Origin of the sequence: Demequina pilifera, assembly GCF_048814985.1 — a bacterium.
GTDB lineage: Bacteria > Actinomycetota > Actinomycetes > Actinomycetales > Demequinaceae > Demequina.
The window spans coordinates 26699-53116 of sequence record NZ_JBMDTW010000007.1 but is presented as its reverse complement, the minus strand read 5'-3'; the positions used below and the strand labels follow the sequence as shown (position 1 = coordinate 53116).

Annotated in this window: 24 protein-coding genes; 16 read left to right on the top strand and 8 right to left on the bottom strand. The window is 71.1% G+C overall.

Annotated elements, in window-relative coordinates:
- The first annotated feature begins 535 nt into the window (after positions 1-535).
- The 10 genes from ACNI14_RS12555 (at position 536) to ACNI14_RS12510 (ending at position 7909) form a co-directional block, all read left to right on the top strand.
- Complete coding sequence (locus tag ACNI14_RS12555; protein WP_420520391.1) at positions 536-1327, top strand: cell division protein FtsQ/DivIB; 792 nt, start codon at positions 536-538, stop codon at positions 1325-1327.
- Positions 1328-1456: 129 nt separating this feature from the next.
- On the top strand, positions 1457-2629 hold the full coding sequence (gene ftsZ / locus ACNI14_RS12550) for a cell division protein FtsZ (protein ID WP_420520390.1): 1173 nt from the start codon (positions 1457-1459) through the stop codon (positions 2627-2629).
- Positions 2630-2653: 24 nt separating this feature from the next.
- Positions 2654-3364 (top strand): peptidoglycan editing factor PgeF, encoded by a 711-nt coding sequence (pgeF, locus tag ACNI14_RS12545; protein ID WP_420520389.1) that lies wholly within the window; start codon positions 2654-2656, stop codon positions 3362-3364.
- Positions 3365-3449: 85 nt separating this feature from the next.
- Positions 3450-3917: a cell division protein SepF gene (locus ACNI14_RS12540; RefSeq protein ID WP_420520388.1), complete on the top strand. Its 468-nt coding sequence runs from the start codon at positions 3450-3452 to the stop codon at positions 3915-3917.
- Positions 3918-3936: 19 nt separating this feature from the next.
- Positions 3937-4221 (top strand): YggT family protein, encoded by a 285-nt coding sequence (locus ACNI14_RS12535; RefSeq protein WP_420520387.1) that lies wholly within the window; start codon positions 3937-3939, stop codon positions 4219-4221.
- Positions 4222-4367: 146 nt separating this feature from the next.
- Entirely contained in the window at positions 4368-5345 is a 978-nt protein-coding gene (locus ACNI14_RS12530) for a DivIVA domain-containing protein (protein ID WP_420520386.1), read from the top strand.
- A 120-nt stretch (positions 5346-5465) separates the two neighbouring features.
- Positions 5466-5918 carry a TraR/DksA family transcriptional regulator gene (locus ACNI14_RS12525; protein ID WP_420520385.1) on the top strand — a complete coding sequence of 151 codons (453 nt, stop codon included), beginning with the start codon at positions 5466-5468 and terminating at the stop codon, positions 5916-5918.
- Positions 5915-6499: a signal peptidase II gene (gene lspA / locus ACNI14_RS12520; RefSeq protein WP_420520384.1), complete on the top strand. Its 585-nt coding sequence runs from the start codon at positions 5915-5917 to the stop codon at positions 6497-6499. The genes ACNI14_RS12525 and lspA overlap by 4 nt, the downstream gene beginning before the upstream one ends.
- Positions 6492-7409, top strand: a complete 918-nt coding sequence (locus ACNI14_RS12515; RefSeq protein WP_420520383.1) for an RluA family pseudouridine synthase — start codon at positions 6492-6494, stop codon at positions 7407-7409. The genes lspA and ACNI14_RS12515 overlap by 8 nt, the downstream gene beginning before the upstream one ends.
- Before the next feature lie 2 nt (positions 7410-7411).
- Positions 7412-7909: a GNAT family N-acetyltransferase gene (locus ACNI14_RS12510; protein WP_420520382.1), complete on the top strand. Its 498-nt coding sequence runs from the start codon at positions 7412-7414 to the stop codon at positions 7907-7909.
- 14 nt (positions 7910-7923) lie between these two features.
- Here the strand turns inward: ACNI14_RS12510 and ACNI14_RS12505 are convergent, their stop codons facing one another.
- The 4 genes from ACNI14_RS12505 to hrpA all read right to left on the bottom strand — a co-directional run bounded on the left by ACNI14_RS12505 (position 7924) and on the right by hrpA (position 15163).
- Positions 7924-8634: an ABC transporter ATP-binding protein gene (locus tag ACNI14_RS12505; protein ID WP_420520381.1), complete on the bottom strand. Its 711-nt coding sequence runs from the start codon at positions 8632-8634 to the stop codon at positions 7924-7926.
- Positions 8631-9788, bottom strand: coding sequence for an ABC transporter permease (locus tag ACNI14_RS12500; RefSeq protein ID WP_420520380.1), 1158 nt, complete (start codon positions 9786-9788; stop codon positions 8631-8633). Before ACNI14_RS12500 ends, ACNI14_RS12505 begins: the two co-directional genes overlap by 4 nt.
- A 126-nt stretch (positions 9789-9914) precedes the next feature.
- Positions 9915-10493 carry a TetR/AcrR family transcriptional regulator gene (locus ACNI14_RS12495; protein WP_420520379.1) on the bottom strand — a complete coding sequence of 193 codons (579 nt, stop codon included), beginning with the start codon at positions 10491-10493 and terminating at the stop codon, positions 9915-9917.
- Between the two features lie 74 nt (positions 10494-10567).
- A complete protein-coding gene (gene hrpA, locus ACNI14_RS12490; protein WP_420520378.1) occupies positions 10568-15163 on the bottom strand; it encodes an ATP-dependent RNA helicase HrpA in 4596 nt (1531 codons plus the stop codon).
- A gap of 408 nt (positions 15164-15571) precedes the next feature.
- On the opposite strand from hrpA, the gene dnaE reads away from it, so the two are divergent.
- Entirely contained in the window at positions 15572-19135 is a 3564-nt protein-coding gene (gene dnaE / locus ACNI14_RS12485) for a DNA polymerase III subunit alpha (protein WP_420520377.1), read from the top strand.
- Positions 19136-19163: 28 nt separating this feature from the next.
- Here the strand turns inward: dnaE and ACNI14_RS12480 are convergent, their stop codons facing one another.
- From ACNI14_RS12480 to ACNI14_RS12470, 3 genes are read right to left on the bottom strand one after another with little or no spacing between them, the layout of a single operon-like run.
- Entirely contained in the window at positions 19164-20366 is a 1203-nt protein-coding gene (locus tag ACNI14_RS12480) for a hypothetical protein (RefSeq protein WP_420520376.1), read from the bottom strand.
- Positions 20363-21310 (bottom strand): cytochrome c biogenesis CcdA family protein, encoded by a 948-nt coding sequence (locus ACNI14_RS12475; RefSeq protein WP_420520375.1) that lies wholly within the window; start codon positions 21308-21310, stop codon positions 20363-20365. The genes ACNI14_RS12480 and ACNI14_RS12475 overlap by 4 nt, the downstream gene beginning before the upstream one ends.
- Positions 21311-21313: 3 nt before the next feature.
- Complete coding sequence (locus ACNI14_RS12470) at positions 21314-22105, bottom strand: DsbA family protein (protein ID WP_420520374.1); 792 nt, start codon at positions 22103-22105, stop codon at positions 21314-21316.
- 111 nt (positions 22106-22216) lie between these two features.
- On the opposite strand from ACNI14_RS12470, the gene ACNI14_RS12465 reads away from it, so the two are divergent.
- From ACNI14_RS12465 to ACNI14_RS12455, 3 genes are read left to right on the top strand one after another with little or no spacing between them, the layout of a single operon-like run.
- Complete coding sequence (locus tag ACNI14_RS12465) at positions 22217-22756, top strand: hypothetical protein (protein WP_420520373.1); 540 nt, start codon at positions 22217-22219, stop codon at positions 22754-22756.
- Complete coding sequence (locus ACNI14_RS12460) at positions 22753-23145, top strand: BlaI/MecI/CopY family transcriptional regulator (RefSeq protein ID WP_420520372.1); 393 nt, start codon at positions 22753-22755, stop codon at positions 23143-23145. The genes ACNI14_RS12465 and ACNI14_RS12460 overlap by 4 nt, the downstream gene beginning before the upstream one ends.
- Positions 23142-24125, top strand: coding sequence for a M56 family metallopeptidase (locus tag ACNI14_RS12455; protein WP_420520371.1), 984 nt, complete (start codon positions 23142-23144; stop codon positions 24123-24125). Before ACNI14_RS12460 ends, ACNI14_RS12455 begins: the two co-directional genes overlap by 4 nt.
- A 6-nt stretch (positions 24126-24131) precedes the next feature.
- On the opposite strand, the gene ACNI14_RS12450 is transcribed toward ACNI14_RS12455, so the two are convergent.
- Entirely contained in the window at positions 24132-25001 is an 870-nt protein-coding gene (locus ACNI14_RS12450) for an SDR family oxidoreductase (protein WP_420520370.1), read from the bottom strand.
- Between the two features lie 127 nt (positions 25002-25128).
- On the opposite strand from ACNI14_RS12450, the gene ACNI14_RS12445 reads away from it, so the two are divergent.
- Together ACNI14_RS12445 and ACNI14_RS12440 are read left to right on the top strand one after the other, a co-directional pair.
- Complete coding sequence (locus tag ACNI14_RS12445) at positions 25129-25503, top strand: DUF4260 domain-containing protein (protein ID WP_420520369.1); 375 nt, start codon at positions 25129-25131, stop codon at positions 25501-25503.
- A 51-nt stretch (positions 25504-25554) separates the two neighbouring features.
- A complete protein-coding gene (locus ACNI14_RS12440; RefSeq protein WP_420520368.1) occupies positions 25555-26415 on the top strand; it encodes an SDR family oxidoreductase in 861 nt (286 codons plus the stop codon).
- The last annotated feature ends 3 nt before the right edge of the window (positions 26416-26418 follow it).

Here is a 26418-nt window from a genome sequence, read left to right as displayed (position 1 = left end):
GGCCACCGAAGCCCGTGAAGCGCGCCGCTGCCAAGAGCACGGTTCCCAAGAGCACGGTTCCCAAGGGCGCAGCTGCGAAGAGCACGGCGTCGAAGAGCACGGCCGCGAAGGGCGCCACATCGTCGCCCACGAAGACCGCGTCCTCGTCCAAGCGTCCGGCAGGTCGGTTCGGGACCCAGACCGGGGGCGACGCTCCCGCCGGTCGGCTCGCTNCACGGTTCCCAAGGGCGCAGCTGCGAAGAGCACGGCGTCGAAGAGCACGGCCGCGAAGGGCGCCACATCGTCGCCCACGAAGACCGCGTCCTCGTCCAAGCGTCCGGCAGGTCGGTTCGGGACCCAGACCGGGGGCGACGCTCCCGCCGGTCGGCTCGCTGGCTCGGCCGGCCGCCTGACGCAGCGCGCCCGCGATGCGGGCCGCTCCGCCGGGCGTGCCGCGCGAAGCGCCGGCGCGTCGGCCAGTGCCGACGTTCGCCAGGCGACGCCGCGGTCGAGCTCCACGCTGTCCGCGCATCGGCCCGATCCCGGCACCGCCCCCGTGCCCACGCCGTGGGCCAAGGTCGCCGCCGGCTCGGCCGCCAAGGTCTCCACCCGCATGCAGGAGCGGCTGCGCGAGCGGCGCACCGCGCAGACTCGGCTGCGCGCGCTCCGGTGGGGCAAGAGGGCGGCGATCGCGCTGGGCGCCTTCGCCGCGGTGTGGCTCGTGCTGCTGTCTCCGGTGTTCGCCTTCGACGCGGAGCAGGTCGAGGCGGCAGGCTTCGGCAGCGTCGTCGACCCCGCTCAGGTCGAGTCCGTGGTCGCCGCACACGACGGCGCGTCGCTGGCGACGCTCGACACGGGCGCCGTCGCGGCAGAGCTGGAGACTCTCGTCGGGGTCCGGGAGGCGACCATCACCCGCGTGTGGCCGTCCGGGCTGCGCGTCGAGATCACCTCGTCCGAGCCCGTCGCCGCGATCCCGCAGGAGGGCGGAGGGTTCGTGCTGGTGGACGACCTGGGGGACCAGGTCGACTCCACGGAGGACGTGCCGTCCCAGCTCCCGGTCGTGACCATTCCTCTCGAGAGCGGTCAGACCCGCATCCTGTCCGGCGTGCTGGACGTCATCGACGAGCTTCCGGTGGGTCTGCGCGACCGCGTCGAGGGCATCGAGGCGGACACCGAGGACTCGATCAACTTCGTGCTGCGGGACGGGCCGCGCGTGGAGTGGGGCAGCGGCGAGGAGTCGGCGCTCAAGGCTGAGGTGCTGCAGGCGCTGCTCGAGTCCCCGGAGGCGTCGAAGGCGGACGTGATCGACGTCTCCGCGCCGTCGCTGCCGATCACTCGCGCCGAGTAGAGCGCCGCAATTATCCGCGCGACACGCGCGAGCCTGTGGGGTTTTGGCGGCGCTGGCACGTACCGTCATCGAGGAAGCAGTTGACATAACTATAACCCTCAAGTAGAGGGTTAAGGTTGGGAGGGGCTCATGGCCGCACCGCAGAACTACATCACCGCCATCAAGGTCGTCGGCGTGGGCGGTGGCGGCGTGAACGCCGTCAACCGCATGATCGACGTCGGCCTCAAGGGCGCCGAGTTCATCGCCATCAACACCGATGCTCAGGCGCTGCTGATGTCCGACGCCGACGTCAAGCTCGACATCGGGCGCGAGCTCACCCGTGGGCTGGGAGCGGGCGCCGACCCCGAGGTGGGTCGCCAGGCCGCCGACGACCACGAGGCGGAGATCGCCGAGGCGCTCAAGGGCGCCGACATGGTCTTCGTCACCGCGGGCGAGGGCGGCGGCACCGGCACCGGTGGAGCGCCCGTCGTCGCGAAGATCGCGCGCGACCTCGGCGCCCTCACCGTGGGCGTGGTCACTCGTCCGTTCGGATTCGAGGGCCGCCGGCGCGCCGATCAGGCCGATGCCGGCATCCAGCGTCTGCGCGAAGAGGTCGACACCCTCATCGTCATCCCGAACGACCGCCTGCTCGACATCTCCGACAACGACCTGTCGGTGCTCGGCGCGTTCGCGGCCGCCGACCAGGTGCTGCAGGGCGGCGTGCAGGGGATCACGGACCTCATCACCACCCCCGGGCTCATCAACGTGGACTTCAACGACGTGAAGTCCGTGATGCAGGGAGCGGGCACGGCGCTCATGGGAGTGAGCTCCTCTCGTGGCGAGGGCCGAGCCCTCCAGGCTGCGGAGGGCGCGATCTCTTCGCCCCTGCTCGAGGCATCCATCGAGGGTGCTCACGGCGTGCTGCTGTCGATCGCGGGCGGCACGAACCTCGGCATCAAGGAGGTCGAGATCGCGGCCCGCCTGGTCCGCGAGGCGGCCCACCCCGAGGCCAACATCATCTTCGGCACCGTCATCGACGATTCGCTGGGCGACGAGCTGCGCATCACCGTGATCGCCGCAGGATTCGACGGCGGCTCGCCGACTGTGAGCCACGCGTCCGGCGCCCTGGGCATGGTGGACGGCGCTCGCGAGATGCGGTCCTCCGCCGAGACCGACCCCGTGGACGCCCCCGTCGAGGAGTCGTCGGTTCCGCAGGCCATCGAGGCGGACGTCGACGAGCCGCCGGCACGCACCGACACGATCGACGTGAAGCCGGTGCGCCGGGACGCCGAGTCGCTCGACGTGCCCGAGTTCCTCCGTTAGTCCGGCCGTGATCGACCTGCAGTGATGGACGCGGGTCTGCCGATCCGCGCCTTCTTCACCACGCGGGAGGGCGGCGTCAGTGCGCCTCCCTACGATTCGCTCAACCTCGCGGTCCACGTGGGCGACGAGCCGCACGCCGTCGCGACCAACCGGGCGCGCGTGGCGGACGCCGCGGGAGCGCCCGTGACGTTCCTCGCCGCCGCGCACGGCATCGCGGTGGCGCGGGTGGGCGCGCCAGGTCAGTCGCCGCCGACGGCCGATGCGCTGGTGACGTCGGTCGCCGGCGTCGCCGTCGCAGCGATCGCCGCGGACTGCGTGCCGGTGCTGGTGCACGACGACGCCACGGGCGCGGTCGCGGCGGTCCACGCGGGTCGCGAAGGGCTGTTCGCGGGAGTGATCGACGCGGCCCTCGCCGAGATGCTCGACCTGCGGCGCGCCGGGGCCGCGCACGGACGCATGAGAGCCAGCATCGGTCCCGCGATCTGCGGCCTCTGCTACGAGGTGCCGGCCGACATGAGGGCACGGGTCGCCGGGCGCCACCCGGCGGCATTCGCGACGACCCGCGAGGGCACCGCGGCGCTCGATCTGCCGCGCGCGATCGAGGCGAGGCTGTCCGAACTGGGTGTCGGGGAGATCGTGCGCGTGCAGGAGTGCACCGCCGAATCCCCGCGGCTGTTCTCACATCGGCGCGACGGCGTGACCGGCCGGTTCGCTGGCGTGGCCGTCTGCGAGTGACTGAGCGGCGTGTCGCTCCGCACCTCGCCCCCTGGCCCGGCCTACCGTTCTAGCAACAGCGTGTTCACCATTGAAGGAGCCATCCATGAGCGCAATGCGCAAGGCGATCCAGTACCTCGGCTTCGACGTGAGCCAGCACGAAGAGTACGACTATGCCGACGAGGAGCTCGCGCCCGTGACGAACCTCCACGACGTGTCCGAGGTCCGCGACAAGAACGGCAACCGCGCCGACCGTCAGCGGACCCCCGCAAGCAACGTGGGCGCGAACGACCTGCGCCGCATCCAGACCATCAAGCCGCGCACCTACAACGACGCGCGGCTCATCGGCGAGGCCTTCCGGCAGGGCGTGCCGGTCATCATGAACCTCACCGAGATGTCGGACGCGGATGCCAAGCGCCTCGTGGACTTCTCCGCAGGTCTGTCGTTCGGCCTCCACGGCTCGATCGAGCGCGTGACCACGTCCGTGTTCCTGCTCTCGCCCGCGCACGTCGAGATCGGCATGGACGCCGAGCCGCCGGCACCGCAGGAGAGCGAGTTCTTCAACGAGCGCTGACGTCGGTTAGGCTCACCGGGTGGAACTCGTTGCTCAGGCCCTTCGCTTCGCGCTGTTCCTCTTCATGCTGGTGCTTTTCGCACGCGTGATTCTGGGCTTCGTGATGTCCTTCTCGCGAGAGTGGCGCCCGCAAGGGGCGATGCTGGTCGCGACCGAGGCGGTGTTCACCGTCACGGATCCCCCGCTCAGATTCCTGAGACGCTTCATCCCCCCGCTGCAGTTCGGCCAGGTACGCCTCGATATCGCGTTCCTCGTGCTGTTCTTCGGCTGTTCGATCCTGTACAACGTACTGTTGTTCGTCTGACGGGGGAGATCGGCCCATCGTCCGATTTGCGCGTGATGCGAATTCAGGTGGGTGCCGATACCTATTGATGAGTACAGTGACGGTTATCGACGCGCTGGCCGGTACCACCGGCCACGACTAGACACAAGACACAAGGTGGTTTGCACATGGCACTGCTCACGGCAGAGGACGTGCTGAACAAGGCGTTCTCGAAGACCAAGTACCGCGAGGGCTTCGATCAGGACGAGGTGGACGACTTCCTCGACGAGGTCGCGCACACGGTCCAGTCGTTGACCGCCGAGCGCGACGATCTCGCCAAGCGCCTGGCTCAGGCTCAGGCCGGGGCCCCCGCGTCGAGCGAGGCCGATTCCGCTGCCGAGCCGTCGACCGAGGGTGGTCTGCTCGCAGCCGCGACCGACCCCACGCCCCCCAGCGCGACCGGCATGCTCGCGATGGCGCAGAAGCTGCACGACGAGTACGTGCACGCCGGCGAGACCGAGCGCGATCGTCTCATCGACGACGCCAAGTCGAAGGCGGAGTCGATCGTCGAGCAGGCGGAGACCGACGCGAAGGCCCGCATGGACGAGCTGGTGTCGGAGCGCAGCGAGCTCGAGCGCAAGATCGACGACCTCCGGCGCTTCGAGCGCGACTACCGCGCTCGCCTCAAGAGCTACCTCGAGAACCTGCTGGGCGACCTCGACCACGGCGGCAAGGCCGAGCCCGCGGCCTCGTCGGCTCCCGCCTTCGGCGCCGGGTTCGGCGCAGGCGTGTCGGCGTCCGACGACGCCTCCGACGAGTCGGAGGGTGACTCCGTGCCCGCGTTCGAGCAGTCGGATGACAGCCAGCAGGCCGGCGAGTCGTCCGACGACACCGCGCAGACCGGCGATTCGTTCAGCTCCTACACGCCCCAGAGCACCGCCTCGGCGCCGTCCGCGCCGTCGAGCCCATGGGCGCAGGTACGGTCCAACGACGGCGACTCGAGCCCGCGCGACGACGCCCAGCAGGAGGGCGTGGACGAGGACGGCGAGCAGCCGAACCCGTGGGGCGCCTCGGCGTATCAGCCGCTCGCCGGACCCCCGAACAGCGATGTCTCGAGGGCCTTCGGGTCCTCCTCGCCCGAGGACGGCGACACCAAGAACTCCTGACTCGGGCCGCAAGCCCCGGTTCCACCCCACGCGCCACGTCATCTTCGGATGGCGTGGCGCTTTGCGATGCGGGGCAAACCGGACTACTCTCACGACACTGACCTGATTCGAGGATGTGTGATGACCAGCACTGACGTGACGATCGTCGTTGTGGACCCGGCCGAGCTCAAGGCCGCCGACGCCAAGAAGCTTGCGGTCCGAGAGGGTGATGAGCCCTGGAAGGTTGCGGAGCTTCGCGGGATCGTCAAGACGCTCAACTCCGACGTCGAGAGGCTGGTCGCCGAGTACCACGGCGCCGAGCACGACCTCGATGACCTGCTCCACACCTCGGAGGGCGCGGGCGACGACCAGGCTGACGCCGGCTCGACCGCCCTGGAGCGCGAGCAGGAGATGTCGATCGTCAACAACACGCGCGACATGCTCGAGCAGAGCGTGGACGCGCTGCGCCGCGTGAAGGCCGGAACGTACGGCGCATGTCAGGTGTGCGGCAAGGGGATCGGCAAGGCCCGCCTCCAGGCGTTCCCGCGCGCCACCCACTGCGTCGCCTGCAAGCAGCGCGAGGAGCGTCGTTGACCTGGCGACCAGCCCTGTGGTTGGTCGCCCTCGCCGTCATCGCCCTGGACCAGGTCACCAAGCAGTGGGCGCTCAGCGCCCTCGAGCCGGGGCAGAAGCAGCCCGTTCTCGGTGACCTGCTGTCCTTCCAGCTGGTCTTCAACTCCGGCGCCGCCTTCTCGCTTGGCGACGGCTACACCTGGGTGATGACCGTCATCGCGGCCGTGGTGACGGTGGCGATCGTGGTGTTCGCCCGCCGCGCGCAGTCCCGGCTGTCCGTCGCCCTGTTCGGCATCGTCCTCGGGGGCGCGATCGGCAACCTCATCGACCGCCTGCTGCGCGAGCCGGGCTTCGGTGAGGGACACGTGGTCGACATGATCAACTACAACGGCTGGTTCGTGGGCAACGTCGCCGACCTCGCGATCGTGGGCGTCGCCGCGGCGGTGCTCGTGATGAGCCTCACGAACCGGCCGCTGCTCGCGCCCAAGTCAGGCGAGTCCCCGTCGCCCGAGGGCGACGTGCCCGCCTCCGCCGAGGTGACGTCGCCCACCCAAGCCACGGACGCATCGGCCGAATCCCCGCGCGAGGAGCCTCGTGGCTGACACGCGCTATCTGCCCGTGCCGGACTCCCTGATCGGCGAGCGCGTGGATGCGGGACTGGCGCGCATGCTTGGCCTGAGCCGCACCAAGGCCGCCGAGCTGCTCGTGAACGGCGCCGTCGCGTTGGACGGCCACACCTTGGGCAAGTCGGATCGACTGGCCGAGGGCGTCCTCGCCGTCGACATCCCCGACGAGCGCGAGCGAGCCGCCGAACCCACGATTCCTGGCGGTCTGGTCCTGGTCTACGAGGACGACGACGTGGCGGTGGTCGACAAGCCCGTGGGCGTCGCCGCCCACCCGTCACCGGGCTGGACGGGACCCACCGTGGTGGGCGGGCTCGCATCGGCCGGCGTGCAGCTGTCGCAGTCCGGGCCGCCCGAGCGCCAAGGCATCGTGCACCGCCTCGACGTCGGCACCTCGGGCCTGATGGTGGTGGCGAAGTCCGACGGCGCCTACACGGAGCTCAAGCGAGCCTTCAAGGAGCGCGACGTCGAGAAGGTCTATCACGCGGTCGCGCAGGGCCACATGGACCCCACCGAGGGCACCATCGACGCCCCGATCGGGCGACACCCCACGGCCGACTACCGCTTTGCCGTGGTGCAGGGAGGCAAGGCGTCGATCACCCACTACGCGGTGTTGGAGATGTTCCCCGCCGCATCGCTGGTGGAGGTCCATCTCGAGACCGGCCGCACGCACCAGATCCGCGTGCACATGGCCGCGATGCGTCACCCCCTCGCGGGCGACCTGACCTACGGGGCGGACCCCAGCCTCGCTCAGCGGCTGGGGCTCGAGCGCCAGTGGCTGCACGCGCGCGAGCTCGCATTCGCGCACCCCACCCGGGGAGACGAGCTCCGGGTGACGAGCGAGTATCCCGCGGACCTGCTGGCGGCGCTCGAGCGGCTTCGGGGGTGAGCGTGAGAGTCGAGGCGGTCACGACCGAGAGCCACTTCGCGGACGCGCTGGAGGTGCGCTTCGCGGTGTTCGTGCACGAGCAGGGAGTGTCGCCCGAGGGGGAGCGCGACGAGCTCGACGACGACCCCCGCACGTTCCACGCCGTCGCGTACGCCGAGGACGGCGCCCCCGTGGGAGCGGGTCGGCTGCTCGCGCCTCACACCGACACCGCGCACGGCCAGGGCACCCCGCACGGCGCGATGGACCCCGCCACCCCGCACATCGGCCGCCTCGCCGTCACGGCCGCCGCGCGCGGCACGGGCGCTGGCCGCGCGCTCATGGAATTCCTCGAGGCGGCCGCTCTCGAGCGCCACGGCGCCCACGGCCACGTGCGGGTCGAGCTGTCCGCCCAGGACCAGGCGATGGCGTTCTACGAGCGGCTCGGGTACACGACCTATGGCGACGGGTACCTCGACGAGGGCATCTGGCACCACGACGCCTACAAGGACGTCACGGCCTGACCCTCGCAGTCCGGTCACTCCTGCGGGTGGGCGCGGGGCTCCAAGCGCCCGTCCTCCATGCGCAGCACCGTGTCGCAGTGATGCAGCACGTCGTGGTCATGCGTGACCATGACCGTCGCGACCCCCGCCTTGTGCGTCTCCTCGCGCAGCAGCGCGACGACCTCCTGGCTTCGTTGGCGGTCCAGCGCGGCGGTCGGCTCGTCCACCAGCAGCACCGTCGGCGAGTTCACGAGCGACCGGGCGATTCCCACCCGCTGGCGCTCACCGCCCGAGAGCTCGTGCGGCCGCCGGTCCGCCTTGTGCGCGATCCCCACCTGCTCGAGCAGCGGCATCGGATCGAAGCCCCGCCCGCCGGCGAGGCGGTGGACCAGTCGCAGCTGATCGGCGACCGTGAGCGCCGGTACCAGATTGCCGCTCTGGAACACGAAGCCGATCTCCTGGATGCGAAACTTCGCCTGCTCGCGGCGTGACAGGGTGGCGAGGTCGCGCCCGTGCACCGCGATGGTGCCCCAATGGGGTTGGGCGAGCGCTCCGGCGACGGTCAGCAGGCTCGTCTTGCCCGCTCCCGAGGGGCCGATGATCGCCACGAGCTCGCCGGGCACCACGGAGAGCGAAACGTCGTCGAGAGCGAGCACTGTGCGGTCGCCGTCGCCATGCGTGAGGGTCACCGCACGCATCTCGATTCCGGCACGGCTGTCGTTGCGAAGCGGGCTGGGCGTGGTCATCGGTTCCCTCCCAGGGCCGTAGCGGGTTCAATGCGTGCAATGCGGAGCACGGCGAGAGCCGCACCGACGAGTCCGAGCGTGATCATCAGCAGTGCCGCGCCCGCGACCGGGCCGGCCTCGATGCTGAATGGCACGCCGGCGGGCATCAGCGCCGCCAGGCTCGCGCCGGCGGCCACGCCCACGCCAGTGAACGTGACGAGCAGCACGGCCGCCTGCATGATTCCGTCGCGCAACAGGAAGCCGGTCGAGGCCCCCACGGCGCGCAGGACGGCGAGCTCATGCTGACGTTGGACCGTCCACACCGTGAAGAAGGCACCGATCACCAGTGCGGCGATGATGTAGAGAAAGCCCTGGATCAGCGAGATCGTGGTGGTCTCCGCGGTGTAGCCGGGCGAGGCGCCGAAGGCCTCGGTCAACGTCATCATGGTCGTGTCCGCCGCGGAGTCGGCGGTGGCGACGTCGACGCCGGCGGCCTCGAGCGAGTGCCCGTCGACGGTGCGCAGCGCCACCACGCTGGCGGTGTCGATCCGGCCGTCAGCGATCGTCTGGTCGTCGGGCTGGCCGGGGCTGGACGTGCCCGAGGCCACGTACTGCCATGTGGCCAGCGGGACGTAGCCCACGTCGACGTGCCCGAACGTCGCCTGGCCGGGGGTGAAGCCCATGACCTCGAGCTCGGTGTCCACCCGGTCGAGTGTGATGGTGTCGCCGATCGCCACCCCATCCTCTCTGGCGGTCGCGGAGAGCACGATGCCGGCGGGGGAGTCGATGGCCGAGCCTTCGCCGATCTCGGGCTCGAGGAACCCTCCGGGAACGAACCCGAACAGACTGAGGTCGATGTCCTGCCCGCCCGCGGTGCGCGCATTGATCAGCGACACCCCGAACAGTTCCGCCTCGGCGATGCCGGGCTCGCTCTGCCAATCCCGTCGCTGGCCATCGTCCACCGCGGAGCGGGAGAACGCGTTGTCCGCCTTCGTGCCCGACTCGAAGGCGAAGGCCGTGGCGGGCAGGCTCTTGAGGCCGGAGACCCCGTCATTGACCAGCCCGACGGAGAGGCCCGAGAGCATCATGGTCAGCAGTGCGAGGAGCCCGATGACGAGCCCGATCAGGGCATAGCGGCCGCGCTGGAACACCAGCGAGCGCAGCGCGAGGAACATGGGTGACCTTTCGGCGCGGGAATTTTGTCGACAGGGTGTTGACAATGATATGGAATATATGTCGACAAAACCCGGCGGGGCAAATTCGGGCGCGCGCGGCGGGGTGGGGGCGATCGTGCCGGAGCGTCAGGCGCGGTCGAGGTACGGGTCGACCAGGCGCCCCACGCCGTCGCAGACGGCGTCGAAGTCGTCGCCGGCCTCGAGACGGCGTGCGCCGGCGAGCACGAGCGCGTTGATCAGGTCGGCCGTCAGCGCCGGAGCTGGGTCGTTCAGATCGCCGAGCGCCTCCATCAGCGGCTTGACCAGCGCCGCGTGGAAGGCCGCGGAGCGCGGTGCGATGTGCTCGTCGGTAACCACGGTGATCAGCGTGCGGGCGAGCGCATGGTCGCCTTCGGCGACGAGCGCGAGGTTCTCGCGCACGTACACGCGCACCCGGTCGGCGGGGCCCGGCGCACCTGCGTACGCGGCGTCGAAGCGGCGCTGCCAGCGGGGGAAGGTCTCCTCGACGACCGCGGTCAGCAGGTCCTGACTCGAGGAGAAGTAGTGGTAGACGGCGGAGCGCGACAGGCCTGCGCGGCGTCCCACCGCTCCGAGGTTCGGGGCCGCGTCGGGGCTCTCACGCAGGAGCGTCACCGCTGCGTCGAGGAGCGCTGCGCGCCGGGCGGAGCGGTGCTCGGCCACCGTGGCCGCATCGATCTTGGGCACCCCGCCCCCTTTCCTCCTGCGGGCACGCCTGGGGCGTGCCGTGAACCGAGACTAACGTGCGCGTCCACCCACAATTACGCCAGCAGCGCGCGGATTCTCTTCTCGCTCACGGGCTCGCTGGTCCCGAGCGTCTGCGCGAACAGCGACACCCGCAGCTCCTCGATCATCCATCGCGCGTGGTCGAGCCGGTCGGCCCGCTCAGGGTCCGGGCGCCCGGCCTCGTGCGCCTCTCGCACGCTCGTGACCTCGTTCGTCACGTCGCGGATCTTCCACATCGTCGCCGCGTCGCGGTTCGGGTCGGTCTTCGCCTTCTCGAGCCTCATCGACGCCGCCCGGAGGTAGCGCGACAGGTGAGCCAGGCGGCCCGTCGGGGTGCGCGCCAGGAACCCGTCGCCGACCAGCGCGTCGGCCTGCGCGCGGATGTCGGACACCACCGCCAGCAGCGCCATGCTCGTCGCGGCCGTCAGGGCGCCGTCCAGGTCGCGGTAGGCGTCGAGCGCGGCGGCGGCCAGTCCCGCGATCCGGAACGTCTCGTCCTCGAGGCTCGCGCGCACGTGGTCCCGGGCGCGGCCGTACGCCTCCGCGTCCCGCACGGCGGCGGCGTCCACGTCGGGCCCGGCCGTCAGCGACCGGACGGCCGCGTCCTGCAGCGCGGCGACGAGCGCCTCGGTGCTGCGATACGGCGACGATCCAAGGGTGAGCGACGTCTGCGCGGTCCACCGCGTGGTGATGCGCTTGACCGGCAGGGCGCACTCGGTCGCCAGCAGCCGTCGCACGCCTGCCGCGTGCGCCGCGCCCCGGGCCGCCTGGTCCGCCAGCACTCGCAGGGCGGCCTGGCCCTCGTCGACGATCGCGGGGTAGCCGCGCACCGTCGCGCCGCCCACCTCGCCGGAGACCTCGTCCGGAAGGGCGCCGCCGGGCAGCTCGGGCCAGGTCGTCAGCCCGGACTGCTCGGGGAGGGCCGCAGCGCTCGGGCGCGCGTCACCGGGAGCGGGCGTCCCCGCGCCGATGCGGTCGTCGCCCGGGTGCGCACCGTCACCGGGTTCACGCCCTCGCTGGGCCTGGCGGTCGCGGTGGTCCCGGGCCGCATCGGCCGCTCGCTGCACCGACGAACGCGGCGCGGCCGAGCGCTGCATCGCGGAGCTGACCGCCGCCTGCGACTGCGGCGCGAGCGTCCGCTGCAGGTGCACGAGGTCGGTCGACTCGTCGACCGTGGAGCCGTCCTCGTCCTCGACCCTGAAGGTCATGCGCAGGTGCGCCGGCAGCCGGTCCTCGATGCCGTCCCACGCGTCTGCGGGCACGTCCACGCCGCGGGTGTCGCGGACGGCGCGGGTGAAGACATCCCGGTAGCCCTCGGCCATGTCGCCCGCTCGCGCCATGTCCTCCCACGCGGGCGTCTCACGCTCCATCCACGCCGCGACGTCGCGGGCGGTGTCGGGCGCGGGCACCAGCAGCCGGCGGACGGTCTTGGGCAGCGCGCGGATGGTCGCGGTGGCGAGCTCGTCGGCCAGGCCCGGGACCATCCAGTCGAATCCTTCCGGGGCGACCCGCGCGAGCACGGCGATGGGGATGTGCGCCGTCACGCCGTCCGCGTCCGTCCCCGGCTCGAACTGGTAGGTGAGCGGCAGCTCGAGGTCCCCCTGTGGCCACACCGTGGGGAATGCGTCGGTGTCCACGTCGGCGTGCTCGGGAGCCACGGTGTCGAGCGTGAGGGTGAGCAGCTCCGGATTGCGCCTGCGCTCGTCCTTCCACCAGCGGTCGAAGTGCCGGGCGGAGACCACCGAATCGGGAACGCGCTCGTCGTAGAAGTCGAACAGCGCGTCGTCGTCCGCGAGCAGACCGCGGGTCCGGGACCGGGCCTCGAGCTCCTCGGCCTCGGCGAGCAGCCGCTGATTGTCCTTCCAGAAGCTGTGGTGCGTCTCCCACTCGCCCTGCACCAGCGCGTGGCGGATGAACAGGTCGCGCGCCTCGGTGGGCCGGATGCGGCCCCACAGCACGTCGCGGTCGGCCACGATGGGCACGCCGTACAGCAGCACCTTCTCGGTGGCGACGGCGGCGCCGCGCTTCTTCGACCAGTGCGGGTCCGCATACGTGCGCTTGGCGAGGTCTCCGGCGAGCTCCTCGGCCCACTCGGGCTTGATGGCCGCGACGTCGCGCGCCCACAGCCGGCTGGTCTCGACGAGCTCGGCGGCCATCACGAAGGCCGGCGGCTTCTTGGACAGGGGAGAGCCAGGGAAGATCGCGAACCGCGCGCCACGGGCGCCCAGGTAGTCGTTGCGCGACTGCTTCTTTGCCCGCCGGATCGCGGCCTCGCGCGCGCCGCCGCGCAGGTGCGCGAACTGCGACGCCTTGGGCTCGCCGGTCTCCTGCATGCCCAGCTGGGACAGCAGTCCCGCCAGGATCGAGCGGTGGATCGCGTCCGCGTCCCACACATAGCGGTGGGACTGACTATCGGGGGCGGGCTTGCCGTCCTCGGCGTCGCCCGTCGCAGCGGGAGTCAGCGGCCGCGCGTCCTTGCGCGCCATGTCGATGCCGAGCGGCTTCGCGGTCTGCCGGATCTGCTCGACCACGTCCTGCCACTCGCGCACGCGCAGGAAGTTCAGGTGCTCGGCGCGGCACATGCGCCGGAACGCGCTGCCGGACAGCTCGTGGCGCTGCTCGCGCAGGTACTCCCACAGGTTCAGGTAGGACAGCAGGTCGGATGCGGGCTCCGCGAACCTGCGGTGCAGCTGGTCCGCCTTCTCGCGCTCCTCCGAGGGGCGCTCGCGCGGGTCCTGGATGCTCAGGCCCGCCGCGATGATCGCCACCTCGCGAGCGACGCCGTGACGCTGAGCCTCGACGATCATCCGGGCCTGCCGCGGGTCCATCGGCAGGCGGGACAGAGTGCGGCCCGTCGGGGTGAGCCGGGTGCGCCCGTCGTCATCGGTGTCGAGCGCGCCCAGCTCCGTCAGCAGCTGCACGCCGTCGCGAATTGCGCGCGTGTCCGGGGGCTCGACGAACGGGAAGCGCGCCATGTCCTCGGGACCGCTGACGACCCCCACCGAGATCATCTGCAGCAGCACCGACGCCAAGGACGTGCGCAGGATCTCCGGCTCGGTGAACTCGGGCCGGCCCGCGAAGTCGTCCTCGGCGTAGAGCCGGATCGCGATGCCGTCCGCCAACCGGCCCGCACGGCCGGCGCGCTGGTTGGCGCTGGCCTGGCTGATGGGCTCGATCGGGAGCCGCTGCACCTTCGTGGCCTTCGAGTAGCGGGAGATGCGCGCGGTGCCCGGGTCCACGACGTAGTGGATGCCCGGCACCGTCAGGGAGGTCTCGGCCACGTTGGTCGCCAGCACGATCCGGCGGGACGAGTGACGCTCGAACACCTTGTGCTGCTCGGCGGAGCTGAGCCGCGAGTACAGCGGGATGATCTCCACCGCCTGCGGGTGCCGCGGGTCGCGCGCACGGGGGCCGAGGCTGCCCGCGAGCGCATCGGCGGCATCACGGATCTCGCGCTCGCCCGAGAGGAAGGCCAGGATGTCGCCGGGCCCCTCGCTCATCAGCTCGTCGCACGCGTCGATGATCCCGGTGACGAGGTCGCGCTCCTCGCCGCGGGTGTCGCCCTCGAGCGGGCGGTAGCGGATCTCGACGGGGTAGGTGCGGCCCGTCACCTCGATCACCGGTGCGGTGGGCGATGCGGACGATGCGGGGGCTGGGTCTGCGGCCTCGTCCAGGGTGGGTGGGGGCAGCGGGCCGCCAGGCGCGAAGTGGCGAGCGAAGCGGTCGGAGTCGATGGTCGCTGAGGTGATGATCACCTTGAGGTCCGGGCGGCGCGGCAGCAGGTTGGTGAGATAGCCCAGCAGGAAGTCGATGTTGAGGCTGCGCTCGTGCGCCTCGTCGATGATGAGGGTGTCGTACGCCAGCAGCTCCGGGTCGCGCTGGATCTGCGCGAGCAGGATGCCGTCGGTCATGACCTTGACGAGGGTGCGCTCGGAGGATTCGTCGGTGAATCGCACCTGGTAGCCGACGATCTCGCCGAGGGGAGTGCCGAGTTCCTCGGCGATCCGCTCCGCGACGGTGCGGGCCGCGATCCGCCGCGGCTGGGTGTGCCCGATCTGCCCGGCCCGACCGCGTCCCAACTCCAGCACGATCTTGGGCAGCTGCGTGGTCTTGCCGGATCCGGTCTCGCCCGCGACGATCACCACTTGGTGATCGCGGATCGCGTTCGAGATCTCCTCGCGGCTCGCGCTGACCGGCAGCTGCTCGGGGTACTCGATGGGGGCGAGCTCGACGGCCTCGCGGGCGCGGGCCCCGGATTCGAGGGCGGCTCGGCTCACGGGCCGGTGCGGGTCCCCGCCCTTGGAGCGTCCGCCCTGCTTCTTGGCGGACCGGCCGTTCTGTGCGCGGTCCTTGCCGTCGCGGTCCTGACGGGTACGGCCTCGTGTGTCCTGGCTCTGCTGGCTGCGGCGGCCGCGCTCCGAGGTGCCGGTGTTCGCCGTGCTGTCCTGAGCCGTGGTGTTGTCTGCCCCGCCCGTGCGCGGCGTGGAGTCCGTCGCCGGCGCGCCCGCGCCCCGACCGCGACCGCGGCGCCTGCCCGACCGCCTGCGTGCCGAACCGGAACGGACCTCGCTGGCGGCGCCCGCATCGGCCGTGTGGCCTGCGGGCGTGCTGCGGGGGGACTCGTCACTCACGAGGGCCATTGTTGCAAGCCCGCGCCCTCCCACCAGCCACCCGCTCCCCAACACTGCGAACCACTATCCGGGGCGACACCCCGAGCCGGCCAGCGCATCGGCCGTGGCGCATCAAAGAGTGGTGCGTAGTGAAGGGCCGCTCGCCGCCAATGCTGCACACACCTGTGATGCGAGTGGCGGGTGGGGCGCGTGTGGGTGCCCTTGCGCCCCACGCGTCGCAGCCGTCACACGCGTGTGCAGAAGTGGCACGTGGCCCTCCGTCCCCGACAGCCAGAGCCACAATCTGAGCCGACACGCTGGGGCTCCAGATCATCGACCGAGGTGAGGCCGCGTGTCGCCCGCTGCTTGGTTCGATCTGTCGCGGAGTTGGGGGGGTGATGTCGGCCGGGAGGCCTAGAATCGGTTGCCATGTCCGGCAGCGATTTTGTTCACCTCCACGTGCACACCGAATACTCGATGCTGGACGGCGCGGCGAGGCTGGACGACCTGTTCTCGCACGCCAAGGAGCTGGGTCAGACGGCCATCGCGACCACGGACCACGGGTTCATCTTCGGCGCCTACGACTTCTGGGCCAAGGGCCAGGCGCACGGGGTCAAGCCGATCATCGGGGTCGAGGCGTACCTGACCCCGGGCACGGCACGTCAGGACCGCTCGCGCGTGAAGTGGGGGGAGCGCGGCCAGGAGTCGGACGACGTCTCCGCGGGCGGCGCGTACACCCACATGACCATGTGGGCGCAGAACACCGAGGGCATGCACAACCTGTTCCGGATGTCGTCCTACGCGTCGCTCGAGGGACAGTTCCACAAGCCCCGCATGGACCGGGACCTGCTGCAGCGCTACGGCAAGGGAATCATCGCCACCACGGGCTGCCCGTCGGGAGAGGTGCAGACCAGGCTGCGGCTCGGCCAGTACGACGAGGCGCTGCGCGCCGCGGGCGAGTTCCAGGACATCTTCGGCGCCGAGAACTTCTACGTCGAGCTGATGGATCACGGTCTCGACCTCGAGAAGCGCGTGCGCGAGGACCTGCTCCGGCTCGCCCACCAGATCGGCGCCCCGCTCGTGGCGACCAACGACTCGCATTACGTGAAGAAGGAGGACTCGAAGGCGCACGAGGGGCTGCTGTGCGTCCAGTCCGGGTCCAACCTCAACGAGCCCACGTACGAGCAGGGCGGCAAGCGGTTCGCGTTCAACGGCGACGGCTACTACCTCAAGAGCGCCGCGGAGATGCGGCAGCTGTGGCGCGAGCTGCCCGAGGCGTGCGACTCGACCCTCGAGATCGCCGAGCGGTGCGAGGTCGAGTTCAACACCAAGGCCGACTACATGCCGGTGTACGACGTGCCCGCGGGCGAGGACGAGAACTCGTGGTTCGTCAAGGAGGTCCAGCGAGGCCTGACCGAGCGGTTCGGCGAGGCGATCCCGACCGAGGTGCAGGAGCGCGCGAACACCGAGATCGAGGTCATCACCGACAAGGGCTATCCCGGGTACTTCCTGGTGGTCGCGGACTTCATCAAGTGGGCCAAGGAGCAGGGCATTCGGGTGGGCCCGGGGCGCGGCTCCGGCGCCGGCTCGATGGCGGCGTACGCGATGCGGATCACGGACATCGACCCGTTGACCCACCAGCTGTACTTCGAGCGGTTCCTCAACCCCGAGCGTGAGTCCAAGCCCGACTTCGACATCGACTTCGACGAGCGCAGGCGCGGCGAGGTGATCCGCTACGTCTCCGACAAGTACGGCGAGGACAAGGTCGCGATGATCGCGACCTACGGCACCATCAAGGCCAAGCAGGCGCTCAAGGACGCGTCGCGGGTGCTGGGCAAGCCCTTCAGCCTCGGCGAGCAGCTCACCAAGGCCTACCCCGAGCCGCAGCAGGGCCGCGACATGCCGCTGTCCGGCCTGTTCGACCCCAAGCACCCCCGCTACAACGAGGGCGGCGACTTCCGGGCGCTGCTGGAGGCGGATCCCGATGCCCAGCAGGTGCTCGACCTCGCGCAGGGCCTCGAGGGGCTCAAGCGGCAATGGGGCGTGCACGCGGCGGGCGTGATCATGTCGAGCGACCCGCTCATCGACATCATCCCCATCATGCGGCGCGAGCAGGACGGCGCCGTCATCACCCAGTTCGACTACCCCACGTGCGAAGAGCTGGGGCTGGTCAAGATGGACTTCCTGGGGCTGCGCAACCTCACGATCCTGGACGATGCGCTCTACAACATCGAGCACAACGGCAAGGAGCCGCTCGTGCTCGAGGAGCTCGAGCTCGCGGACGAGGAGACGTTCAAGCTGCTGGGGCGCGGCGACACCCTGGGAGTGTTCCAGCTCGACGGCGTGGCCATGCGCCAGCTGCTGCGCCAGATGCGCCCCGACTCGTTCGAGGACATCTCGGCCGTGCTCGCGCTGTACCGGCCGGGACCCATGGGCGTGAACTCGCACACCGCCTACGCCGAGCGCAAGAACGGCCGTCAGGCCGTGGACTACATCCACCCGGAGCTCGAAGCACCGCTTAAGGAGGTGCTCGAGGTCACCCACGGCCTGATCGTCTACCAGGAGCAGGTCCAGAAGATCGCCCAGATCGTCGCCGGCTACACGCTGGGCGCCGCCGACCTGCTGCGCCGCGCGATGGGCAAGAAGAAGCCCGAGGTGCTGGCCAAGGAGTTCGAGCCCTTCAGCGCGGGCATGCGCAAGAACGGCTACTCCGAAGAGGCGATCAAGAAGCTCTGGGACACGATGGTCCCGTTCGCCGACTACGCCTTCAACAAGGCGCACACCGCCGCGTATGGAGTGCTGTCGTTCTGGACCGCCTACCTCAAGGCGCACTACCCGACCGAGTTCATGGCGGCGCTGCTGACCTCGGTGGGCACCGACAAGGACAAGTCCGCGATGTACCTCGGCGAGTGCCGGCGCATGGGCATCACGGTGCTGCCGCCGGACGTCAACGAGTCGATCGCGTTCTTCTCCGCCGTCGGCACCGACGTGAGGTTCGGGCTCACCGCCGTGCGGAACGTGGGCTCCAACGTGGTCGCGGAGATCATCAAGGCGCGCGAGACCAAGGGCGCCTTCGAGTCGTTCCAGGACTTCCTCGACAAGGTCCCCGCGACGGTGTGCAACAAGCGCACCATCGACTCGCTCATCAAGGCCGGCGCCTTCGACTCCCTCGGATACACCCGGCGGTCGCTCAACGCCGTCCACGAGCAGGCCATCGACTCCGTGGTGGGGGTCAAGCGCCAGGAGGCCACCGGCCAGTTCGACCTGTTCGGCGGCGACGCCGAGCTGGGCGGGGGAGTGACCGTGATCGTGCCCACGCTCGAGGAGTGGGACAAGAAGACGCTGCTGAACCTCGAGCGGGACATGCTGGGCCTGTACGTCTCGGACCACCCGCTGGCCGGCCTGGACCACATCATCCGCTCCGAGGCCTCGCACCAGATCCTGGCTGCGACGCCCGCGAACGGCGTGAGCGACGGCCAGCAGGTGGTGTTTGCGGGGCTGGTGACGCGCGTGGACCGGCGCGTGGCGAAGTCCGGCAACGCCTACGCGATCGTCACGCTCGAGGACCTGACCGGGGAGGCGGAGATCTCCTTCTTCGGCCGCACCTACGAGACGTACGCCCGCGACCTTGCGGACGATGCGGTGCTCACCATCAAGGCGCGCGCCAGGGAGCGCGGTGACGGGGGCCTGCAGTTCAGCGCGGTCGAGCTGCGCGTGCCCAACCTCACCGTGGTCGACACCTCTCCGGTGTCCATCACGCTGCCTGCCACGCGGGTCAACCCGGCCATGGTCGAGGAGATCAAGGCGATTCTGCGCTCGCACCCCGGCACGGTCGAGGTCCGCATGGTGCTCACCGGCGCCGGCGAGTCGATCACGATGCGCCTGGGGGACGAGTTCCGGGTGGACCGGTCGAGCGCGCTGTTCGGCGACCTGAAGGCGGCCTTCGGCCCCAGTTGCCTCGCGCCCGCGCCCGCCACCGTCCCCGCCGGTTGAGCCCGCTGCGCGACGGACGGCGCTCGCGCTAGCGCCCCGTCGGGGTGGTCGCGAGAAACACGCGGCCCTCGTGACTGAACGCTGCCGCGCCCGTCCCGGCGATCACGCGCGGCACCATGATCGTCCCTTCCTGCGACGCCTCGTACCCGGGGTTCGCGGCGCCGGTGAGCGCGTTGTGCACGTGGATGGTCTCCCCCTGCCGCAGGTACACCTGAGCACCGCCGGCCGCGACCGCCCGTGCCTCCGCGGACGCGCTCACCTCCCACAACGTCTCGCCTGACGACGTGTCGAGTGCCCACGCGCGCCGTCCGTCGGTGGCGACCAGGGTGGCGGTCGCGCCGTCGTAGGCGGCGCTCGTGACATCAGGGGCGACGGTGGATCCGTCCGCGAGGTCGATCACGGCTGCGCGGTCGTCGCCGGAATCGAGGGCAAGGAACGGGCCGCCGAGAACCATGCCGGGAACGGCATGCGCCTCGCCGGCGCCCGCTGGCGCTTCGGCTTCCCACACCATGGCGCCCGCGGAGTCCGTCGCTCGCAGGACAGTGCCCTCCTGCGTGACTACTGTGCCGTGGCGCTCGGCGACTACGCGCGGACCGCCATCGGTCTCAGCGGCGGCGACGTCGCCCGTGGCGGAATCGAGCGCGACGCGCGGCCCCGTGCCTCCCATCGCCTCGGCTGGTGGGGAGGCGTAGACGAGGCCCGGGCCCTGGTGCGGCCCCGGCACGTCGACGGGTCCCCAGGCCGTGTCGCCCGTGCGCAGGTCGTATGCGGTGGCGGTGGTCTGGGCGATCGCCCCGTCCGTGGGGGTCGAGTCGTTGAGCACGGCCAACGGCGTGCCGTCGCGGCCCAGAGTGAGCGTGAAACCGGCGCATGCCAGCGGCCGCTCGGCGGTCCAGAGCGCCTGGCCCTCGGAGTCGATGGCGGTGAAGACCAGGCGGCCGTCCGCCTCGACGGGGACGAGGAAGACGCCCTCGAGGTGCTGGGGCGTCACCTCCCATCCCGGGTCGACGAACTCGGCTCCGTCCCACTGCAGAGGGAGGCGGAGTCCGTCGGTGGTGAACTCGGCCGGGTCAATCCCTGGGCCGGGCTCGCGCTCGAGCGACGGCGACGGCGGCGGCGGCGGCGAGTCGTGCACGGCGGGTGCGTCGGTGGGGGAGCACGCGGCGAGGATGATGCTCGCAAGCGACACGGCCGCTCCGACGACGTACGGGTGCAGGGGGCGCCGGCTCATGGGTGGCCTCCGGCGGCCGGCCCGTCTCGCTGGGAGGGCCCGGAGGCCGCTGCGGGCGTCTCGGCATGCCCGTCTGTGCTTCCCGGCTCCGTGCTGTCCGGCCCGTGAACTTCTCGATCGTTGCGTCGCTTCTGGATCCGGTGCCATGCGAACAGCGCCGCGGCCGCGACGATCACGACCAGCGCGATGTCCGCGCCGATCCCGGTGATCGAGGACGCCACGGTCTGCAACGTCGCCTGCGCGTCGGCCGGCACGAGCGACGGCGCGGACACCAACCCGTTGGTCGCCCAGAACGCGATTCCCAGGGCGACCATCAGCAGGCCCGTGAGCAGCGACACCGAGTGCCAGGTCCTGCCCAGCGCCTCGAAGGTGCGGCCGCGCAGCCGCCTGCGCCCCGTCGCGCCCAGGCGGTCCCAGACCGCCGCCAGCCCGAGCATCGGCGCCACGATCCCGGCGCCGTACGCGGCGAGCAGTCCCGTCGACGCCACGATGCTGTCCTGTGCGGCCGCGACAGTGAGCACGGCGCCCAGGATGGGGCCCGCGCAGAATCCGGCGACTCCGCCCACGGCCCCGAGGAGATACGTCCGCACCGGCCCCACGCTGCGAGTGGCGCGGTCACGTACCGTGCGGGACCCAGGGACGAGCCGCGACATGTCGAAGCCCCAGCCCATCGCCTGGGCGATGCCGGCGACCACGAGCACGACCGCCGCGCCGATGACGATCTCGTCTCGGTGAGTCGCGAAGACGCGGCCGATCGCCCCGGCGCCGGCCCCCAGCGGCACCAGCACGGTGGCGATCCCGAGATAGAACACCAGCCCATGGGCCAGCCGCCGTGATCCGCTCCCCACCTGCGAGGCGAAGTACGCGGGCAGCAGCAGGGCGCCGCAGGGGCTGAGCAGCGCCAGGGCTCCGCCCAGGAAGGCGGCAAGCAGGCCGATCTCCACGGGTCAGTCCTCGCCCGGAGCGCGGTCGAGAGCGGCGTCCATGAGGTTCACGAACACGTCGGTGGGCTGGGCTCCCACGAGCGGCTGCCCATCGAGCACGAAGCTGGGCGTCGAGAATGCCCCGAGGTCGAGGCCGAGCTGTTGGTTGCGGGTCACCGCCTCCGCGGTCGCATCGGAGAAGTAGTCGCTCTCGAAGCGCTCGAAGTCGAGGCCGATCTGTTGAGCGAGCGCGAGGAGCTCCTCGTCGGACAGCTGGGTGGAGGCGCGGTGCATGCCGTCGGCGAACAGCGCCCCGTGCATCGCGTCGAACTCGCCCTGCAGGGCTGCCGCGTAGGCCGCGCGGGCGCCGCGCACCGATGCCTCGCCGAACACGTTGACATCGCGGTGCTCGATGCGCAGGTCGCCGGCGTCGACATAGGTCTGCATCTCGGGCAGCGTCTCGGCGTTCCACTTGGCGCAGTAGGGGCACTGGTAGTCGGAGAAGACCACCAGCACCACGGGCGCATCCACCTCGCCGTGGGCGAGTGGGTCGTCCGGGTCGCGCCGCTCGGCCGCTGACAGATCGGGCGTCTCCTCCCCGCCCACCGCTGTCGGGGGATCGGTGGGGGCCGTCGCCTCCTCCAGGGTCTCGGCCGTCGCGCTCGTACTCGGCGACGGAGCCTGCTCCGCCGCGGACCCGCTGTCAGGGCTCTGCGCCAGCACGATGAGCGCGATGACTAGCGCTGCGGCGGCCACGATGCTTGCGGGCACGAGCCAGGTGGGGGTGGTTCGGCGCGGGGACGGGGGTGCGGTCATGGCGCTCCTTGGAGGGGTCGGGCGATGTCTTCTGGGGGTGCGATCCGCTCGCGGATTACTATCTGTCTTAGTCGACTATGCCTCATAGTAATCGTCATGCATAATGGGGCGATGATTTCCGCCTCTGGGCTCCGCGCCCCACTCGAGTCGACCCGCCTGGCAGTTCGCGCCCTGAGGCTGTGGGACACCCGCACCTGGGCCATCGCGATCGTCGCCGCTGTGGCGGTCGCGCTCGTGGTCGGTCTGGCGACCGTGCTGATCCCCAATCCCGTGTTCGGCCGCGAGATCCCACCGGTGTGGTGGAACTACCCGGTGTGGCTCGTCACCTCGGGCCTCACGGGCATGCTGATCGCCACGTACATGCGCGGGGGCACTCCTGGCATGAGCGAGGTCGACGATGCGCAGGCCGAGCGGTCGGGGCGGCTCGGCACCGCCGGGGCCGTCATCGCCTGGTTCGCGGTGGGCTGCCCGGTGTGCAACAAGATCGCGCTGGTGGCCCTGGGGTACTCGGGGGCGCTGACATGGTTCGCGCCGTTCCAGCCGGTGCTCGCGGTGGGCGCGCTCGTGCTCACGGGCGTCGCGCTGATCGCGCGGCTGCGCGGTGAGATCGCGTGCACCGTCCCTGCCGTGCGAACGCAGGTGGCCGCATGAGCGACGCCACCATCGACCCCACCTGCGAGCCGCCGCGGCTCGGGACGCTCGAGGCGCAGGTCATGGATCTGCTGTGGGAGCGTGGCCCGGGCCGGATCCGCGACATCATCGACGCACTCCCGCTGGACTTCGCCTACACGACCATCGCCACGGTGGTGGGCAACCTGCAGCGCAAGTGCCTGGTGGTCGCCGAGCGGGAAGGCCGCGCAGTCAGCTTCGCAGCCCGAGTGACCCGTGAGGAGCACACCGCCGCCGTGATGGCCCACGCCCTCGAGTCGAGCCCGAACAGGGCCGCGTCGATGCTCCACTTCGTGGAGTCGATGGACGAGAGCGACATGGCCCTGCTGCGCGGCTACCTGGTCCAGCGAGCGGAGCCCGCAGAGCGATGAGCGCCCTCGTCGCGTCCGTGGCGCTCGCGACCGGTGTGATGTCGTTCGCGGTGCTGGGCCCGCTGCTGTTGCGACGCTCCGCACCCGCGCTGATGCGCGTGCCGCGAATCGCCGTGGCGATCGTCAGCGGCGGCATGGTCGCATGGGCGCTGGCGCTGGTGTCACTCGGCCCAGTGGTCGCGTGGTCCGCCGCGGGGCCCGCCCTGCTCTCCGGCAGCGCAGGTGAGGTGTGCCAGCGTTGTCTCGCCTCGGCGAACCCGTTCGGCCCGACCGCGACCGCCTTCTCACTCCCGGCGGCGGTGCCGGTCGCGCTCGCGGCGGCCACGGCGGTGTGGATCGGTGCCGGACTGGCGGTTGAGGTGCGTGATCGTCGCCGGAATGGCCGCGCCACCGCGGCATGGCTGCGCGCCGCCACGACTCCCGCCACGGTGAGGGGCCAGCGCGTGCTCGTCGTGACGGACGACGTGGCGTATGCATGGACGATGCCGAGCCGCCACGGGGGAATCGTGGTGTCCTCCGGCGCGCTGTCCGCGCTGACCGATGGGGAGCTGGACGCCGTGCTCGCCCACGAACGCGCTCATCTGCGCCAGCGGCACCATGCGCTCGCTGCGCTCGCCGCGGGGCTGCGCCGCTCGCTCGGCTGGGTGCCCTATATGCGCAGCGCGACTGAAGCGCTTCCGCACTACCTCGAGATCGCGGCCGATGCCCACGCCCAGCGCGCCGCCGGCACGCCCGCGCTCGCGAGTGCCCTGCTCGTGTTGGGCGCGCCGGCCACCATCGCGGGAGAGCCGGCCGACCGTGCCCACGCGCCGGTCCTGCACGTGGCGGGTCCCCACCGCATCGGCCGCCTGGTGGGTGCGTCGTCGCGCGGCGGCGAGGTGTCCGCGTCGACCGTTGCGGGCGTGAGCCTTGCGTACGCCACGCTCGGCATCGCGACTCTGGTGCCCTACGCATTCGCGCTCGCCACCGGCTGCGTGTAGCCGCCGTCAGTACAGGCTGAGCCCACCGTCTGACGTGATGACCTGGCCCGCCACCCACGCTCCGTCGTCGGTCGCGAGCCATCCGATCAGGCGGGCGGGGTCCGCCGGCTCGCCGAAGCGTCCGAACGGCGTGCGCCGACGCCACGCTTCGATCTCGGTGAGGTCCCGGTCGGTGCCCTCCGGATCCAGGTAGCCGGTATTGACCGGCCCTGGGTTGATGGTGTTGAGGATGATCCCGAGGTCGAGCAGCTCCGCCGCGACGGTCGCGGTGAGCCCGGCGAGCGCCGCCTTGGAGGCTGCGTACGCGACCTCCCCGCGCATCGGCCCGTCTCCTTGCCCGGAGGTCATCCAGAACACCCGGCCCACCGGCGCTGGCAACGGCTCGCGGTCCGCGGGGCGGTCTCCCGGCCGCGCCGCGGCGGCTCCCGGGGTGCCATGAAGAGCCGCGAACTCGCGGGTGAGCAGGATCGTCGCGCGGGTGTTGGTCGCCCACATCGCGTCGAGCCGCTCGGCGGTCATGTCGAGGATCGCGCCGTCGTCGCCGCTCTTCGCGTGATTGCACACCAGGATGTCGAGCCGACCCGTGAGCAAGGCGGCGTCGCGCACCAGGCGGGCGGGCGCATCGGCCGCTTGAAGGTCGCAGTGCGCGTCACCGACCAGGGCGTCGTGGGAGCGCGCGGAGTCGAGGGCCGCGAGCAGCGCGTCGATGTCGTCGCCGCCCCACGGCTGGGCGACGTCGTTGGGCCGGTAGTGCTGGACGAAGACGCTGGCGCCGAGCTCGAGCAGCCGGGTGGCGATCGCAAAGCCGATGCCCTTGCGGCGGGAGACGCCGGTCACCAGAGCGGTCTGGCCGGCGAGGGGGAGGGGGTGAGTCATGTGAAGTCCTGTGGGTGGTCGGGAGGGCGCCGCCGGACGTGGCGGGCGCGGGGATGCGAGAGTGGTGCCGCATCACAGGGTCTTCATGCCGGCCAATCTAGCAGCGACTGCCCTAGGCTCTGGGGGCATGAGCCCCGTCGCGTACCAGCGCCTCGAGTCGGCCGTGATCGCCATCGCGGTGTTCGCGCTGCCCGCGATCGCCTTCGGGTACGCGTGGTGGTGGCCGTTGGCGCTGTTTCTCGCCTTCGACGTCAGCGCACTGGGGTACGTGTCGGGACCGCGCGTGGGCGCCGCCCTCTACAACGCGGTGCACTCGTATGTGGGCCCGGTGCTGAGCGCGGCGGCCTTCGCGCTGACCGGCGCGGACGCGCTGATGATCCTCGCCGCCTCGTGGGCGTTCCACGTCGCCGCCGACCGCGCGCTCGGCTATGGGCTCAAGCACCCGGACGCCTTCGAGCACACCCACTTGGGGTGGATCGGCAAGGCGCGCGCGGGGGAATGACGCGCCGCGGTTGCGAGTTGTCCCTGGCAGGGCAATCGAGGAGCACAAATCATGACCATCGCCGTCACCGCCGCATCGGGAAACCTGGGGCCGCTCGTCGTCGACGAGCTGCTTGAGCGCGGCGTCCGTCCCAGCCAGCTGGTCGCGGTGGTGCGCGACCTGGCCAAGGCGGATGAGATGGCCACTCAGGGCGTGACCGTGCGTCAGGGCAACTACGACAACCCACCCAGCATGATCGCGGCGCTCGAGGGGGTGGACCGTGTGCTCATCATCTCCGGATCCGAGGTCGGCAGGCGTGTCAGGCAGCACGCCAACGCAATTGACGCCGCGCGCGACGCGGGCGTGCGCCTCATCGCCTACACGTCGGTGCTGCGTGCCGGCGAGGCGACGGTGAATCCTCTCCTCGAGGAGCACGTCGGCACCGAGCGTTACCTGGAGGACAGCGGCGTCCCATTCGTGATGCTGCGCAACGGGTTCTATACGGAGAACTACGTGCCGCAAGCGCGTCGGGCGCTGTCCTCGGGCGAGCTGCTCACGAGCGCTGGCGACGGGCGCACCGCCTCGGCCACGCGCAGGGACTTCGCGGCCGCCGCCGCGGCGGTGCTGACCACGCCGGGTCACGAGGGCAAGCGCTACGAGCTCGCCGGCGACTCGGGGTGGACCATGCACGATCTCGCCGAGGTGATCGGGAGGATCGGGGCCCGGCAAGTGCACGTGCGTCAGGTCGACGCGCCGGCGCACCTCGAGGCGCTGCTGGGCGCGGGCGTCCCGGAGCCCTTCGCGGAGATGGTGGTGCGGATCGACCAGTCGGTGCGCGCGGGTGAGCTCGACGTCGCAGGCGATGACCTCGCGCGCCTCGCCGGACGGCCCACCACCCCATTGGAGCCGGGCCTGCCTCTCGCGATGTCCTGACCC

Bases quoted from the DNA above. Each gene is read 5' to 3' on its own strand.
- ACNI14_RS12440 (WP_420520368.1), top strand. From the start codon at position 25,555: ATGACCATCGCCGTCACCGCCGCATCGGGAAACCTGGGGCCGCTCGTC.
- ACNI14_RS12530 (WP_420520386.1), top strand. From the start codon at position 4,368: ATGGCACTGCTCACGGCAGAGGACGTGCTGAACAAGGCGTTCTCGAAG.
- pgeF (WP_420520389.1), top strand. From the start codon at position 2,654: ATGGACGCGGGTCTGCCGATCCGCGCCTTCTTCACCACGCGGGAGGGC.
- ACNI14_RS12455 (WP_420520371.1), top strand. From the start codon at position 23,142: ATGAGCGCCCTCGTCGCGTCCGTGGCGCTCGCGACCGGTGTGATGTCG.
- ACNI14_RS12470 (WP_420520374.1), bottom strand. From the start codon at position 22,105: ATGACCGCACCCCCGTCCCCGCGCCGAACCACCCCCACCTGGCTCGTG.
- dnaE (WP_420520377.1), top strand. From the start codon at position 15,572: ATGTCCGGCAGCGATTTTGTTCACCTCCACGTGCACACCGAATACTCG.
- ACNI14_RS12525 (WP_420520385.1), top strand. From the start codon at position 5,466: ATGACCAGCACTGACGTGACGATCGTCGTTGTGGACCCGGCCGAGCTC.
- ftsZ (WP_420520390.1), top strand. From the start codon at position 1,457: ATGGCCGCACCGCAGAACTACATCACCGCCATCAAGGTCGTCGGCGTG.
- ACNI14_RS12500 (WP_420520380.1), bottom strand. From the start codon at position 9,788: ATGTTCCTCGCGCTGCGCTCGCTGGTGTTCCAGCGCGGCCGCTATGCC.
- ACNI14_RS12465 (WP_420520373.1), top strand. From the start codon at position 22,217: ATGATTTCCGCCTCTGGGCTCCGCGCCCCACTCGAGTCGACCCGCCTG.
- ACNI14_RS12450 (WP_420520370.1), bottom strand. From the start codon at position 25,001: ATGACTCACCCCCTCCCCCTCGCCGGCCAGACCGCTCTGGTGACCGGC.
- ACNI14_RS12505 (WP_420520381.1), bottom strand. From the start codon at position 8,634: ATGACCACGCCCAGCCCGCTTCGCAACGACAGCCGTGCCGGAATCGAG.
- ACNI14_RS12445 (WP_420520369.1), top strand. From the start codon at position 25,129: ATGAGCCCCGTCGCGTACCAGCGCCTCGAGTCGGCCGTGATCGCCATC.
- ACNI14_RS12460 (WP_420520372.1), top strand. From the start codon at position 22,753: ATGAGCGACGCCACCATCGACCCCACCTGCGAGCCGCCGCGGCTCGGG.
- ACNI14_RS12480 (WP_420520376.1), bottom strand. From the start codon at position 20,366: ATGAGCCGGCGCCCCCTGCACCCGTACGTCGTCGGAGCGGCCGTGTCG.
- ACNI14_RS12540 (WP_420520388.1), top strand. From the start codon at position 3,450: ATGAGCGCAATGCGCAAGGCGATCCAGTACCTCGGCTTCGACGTGAGC.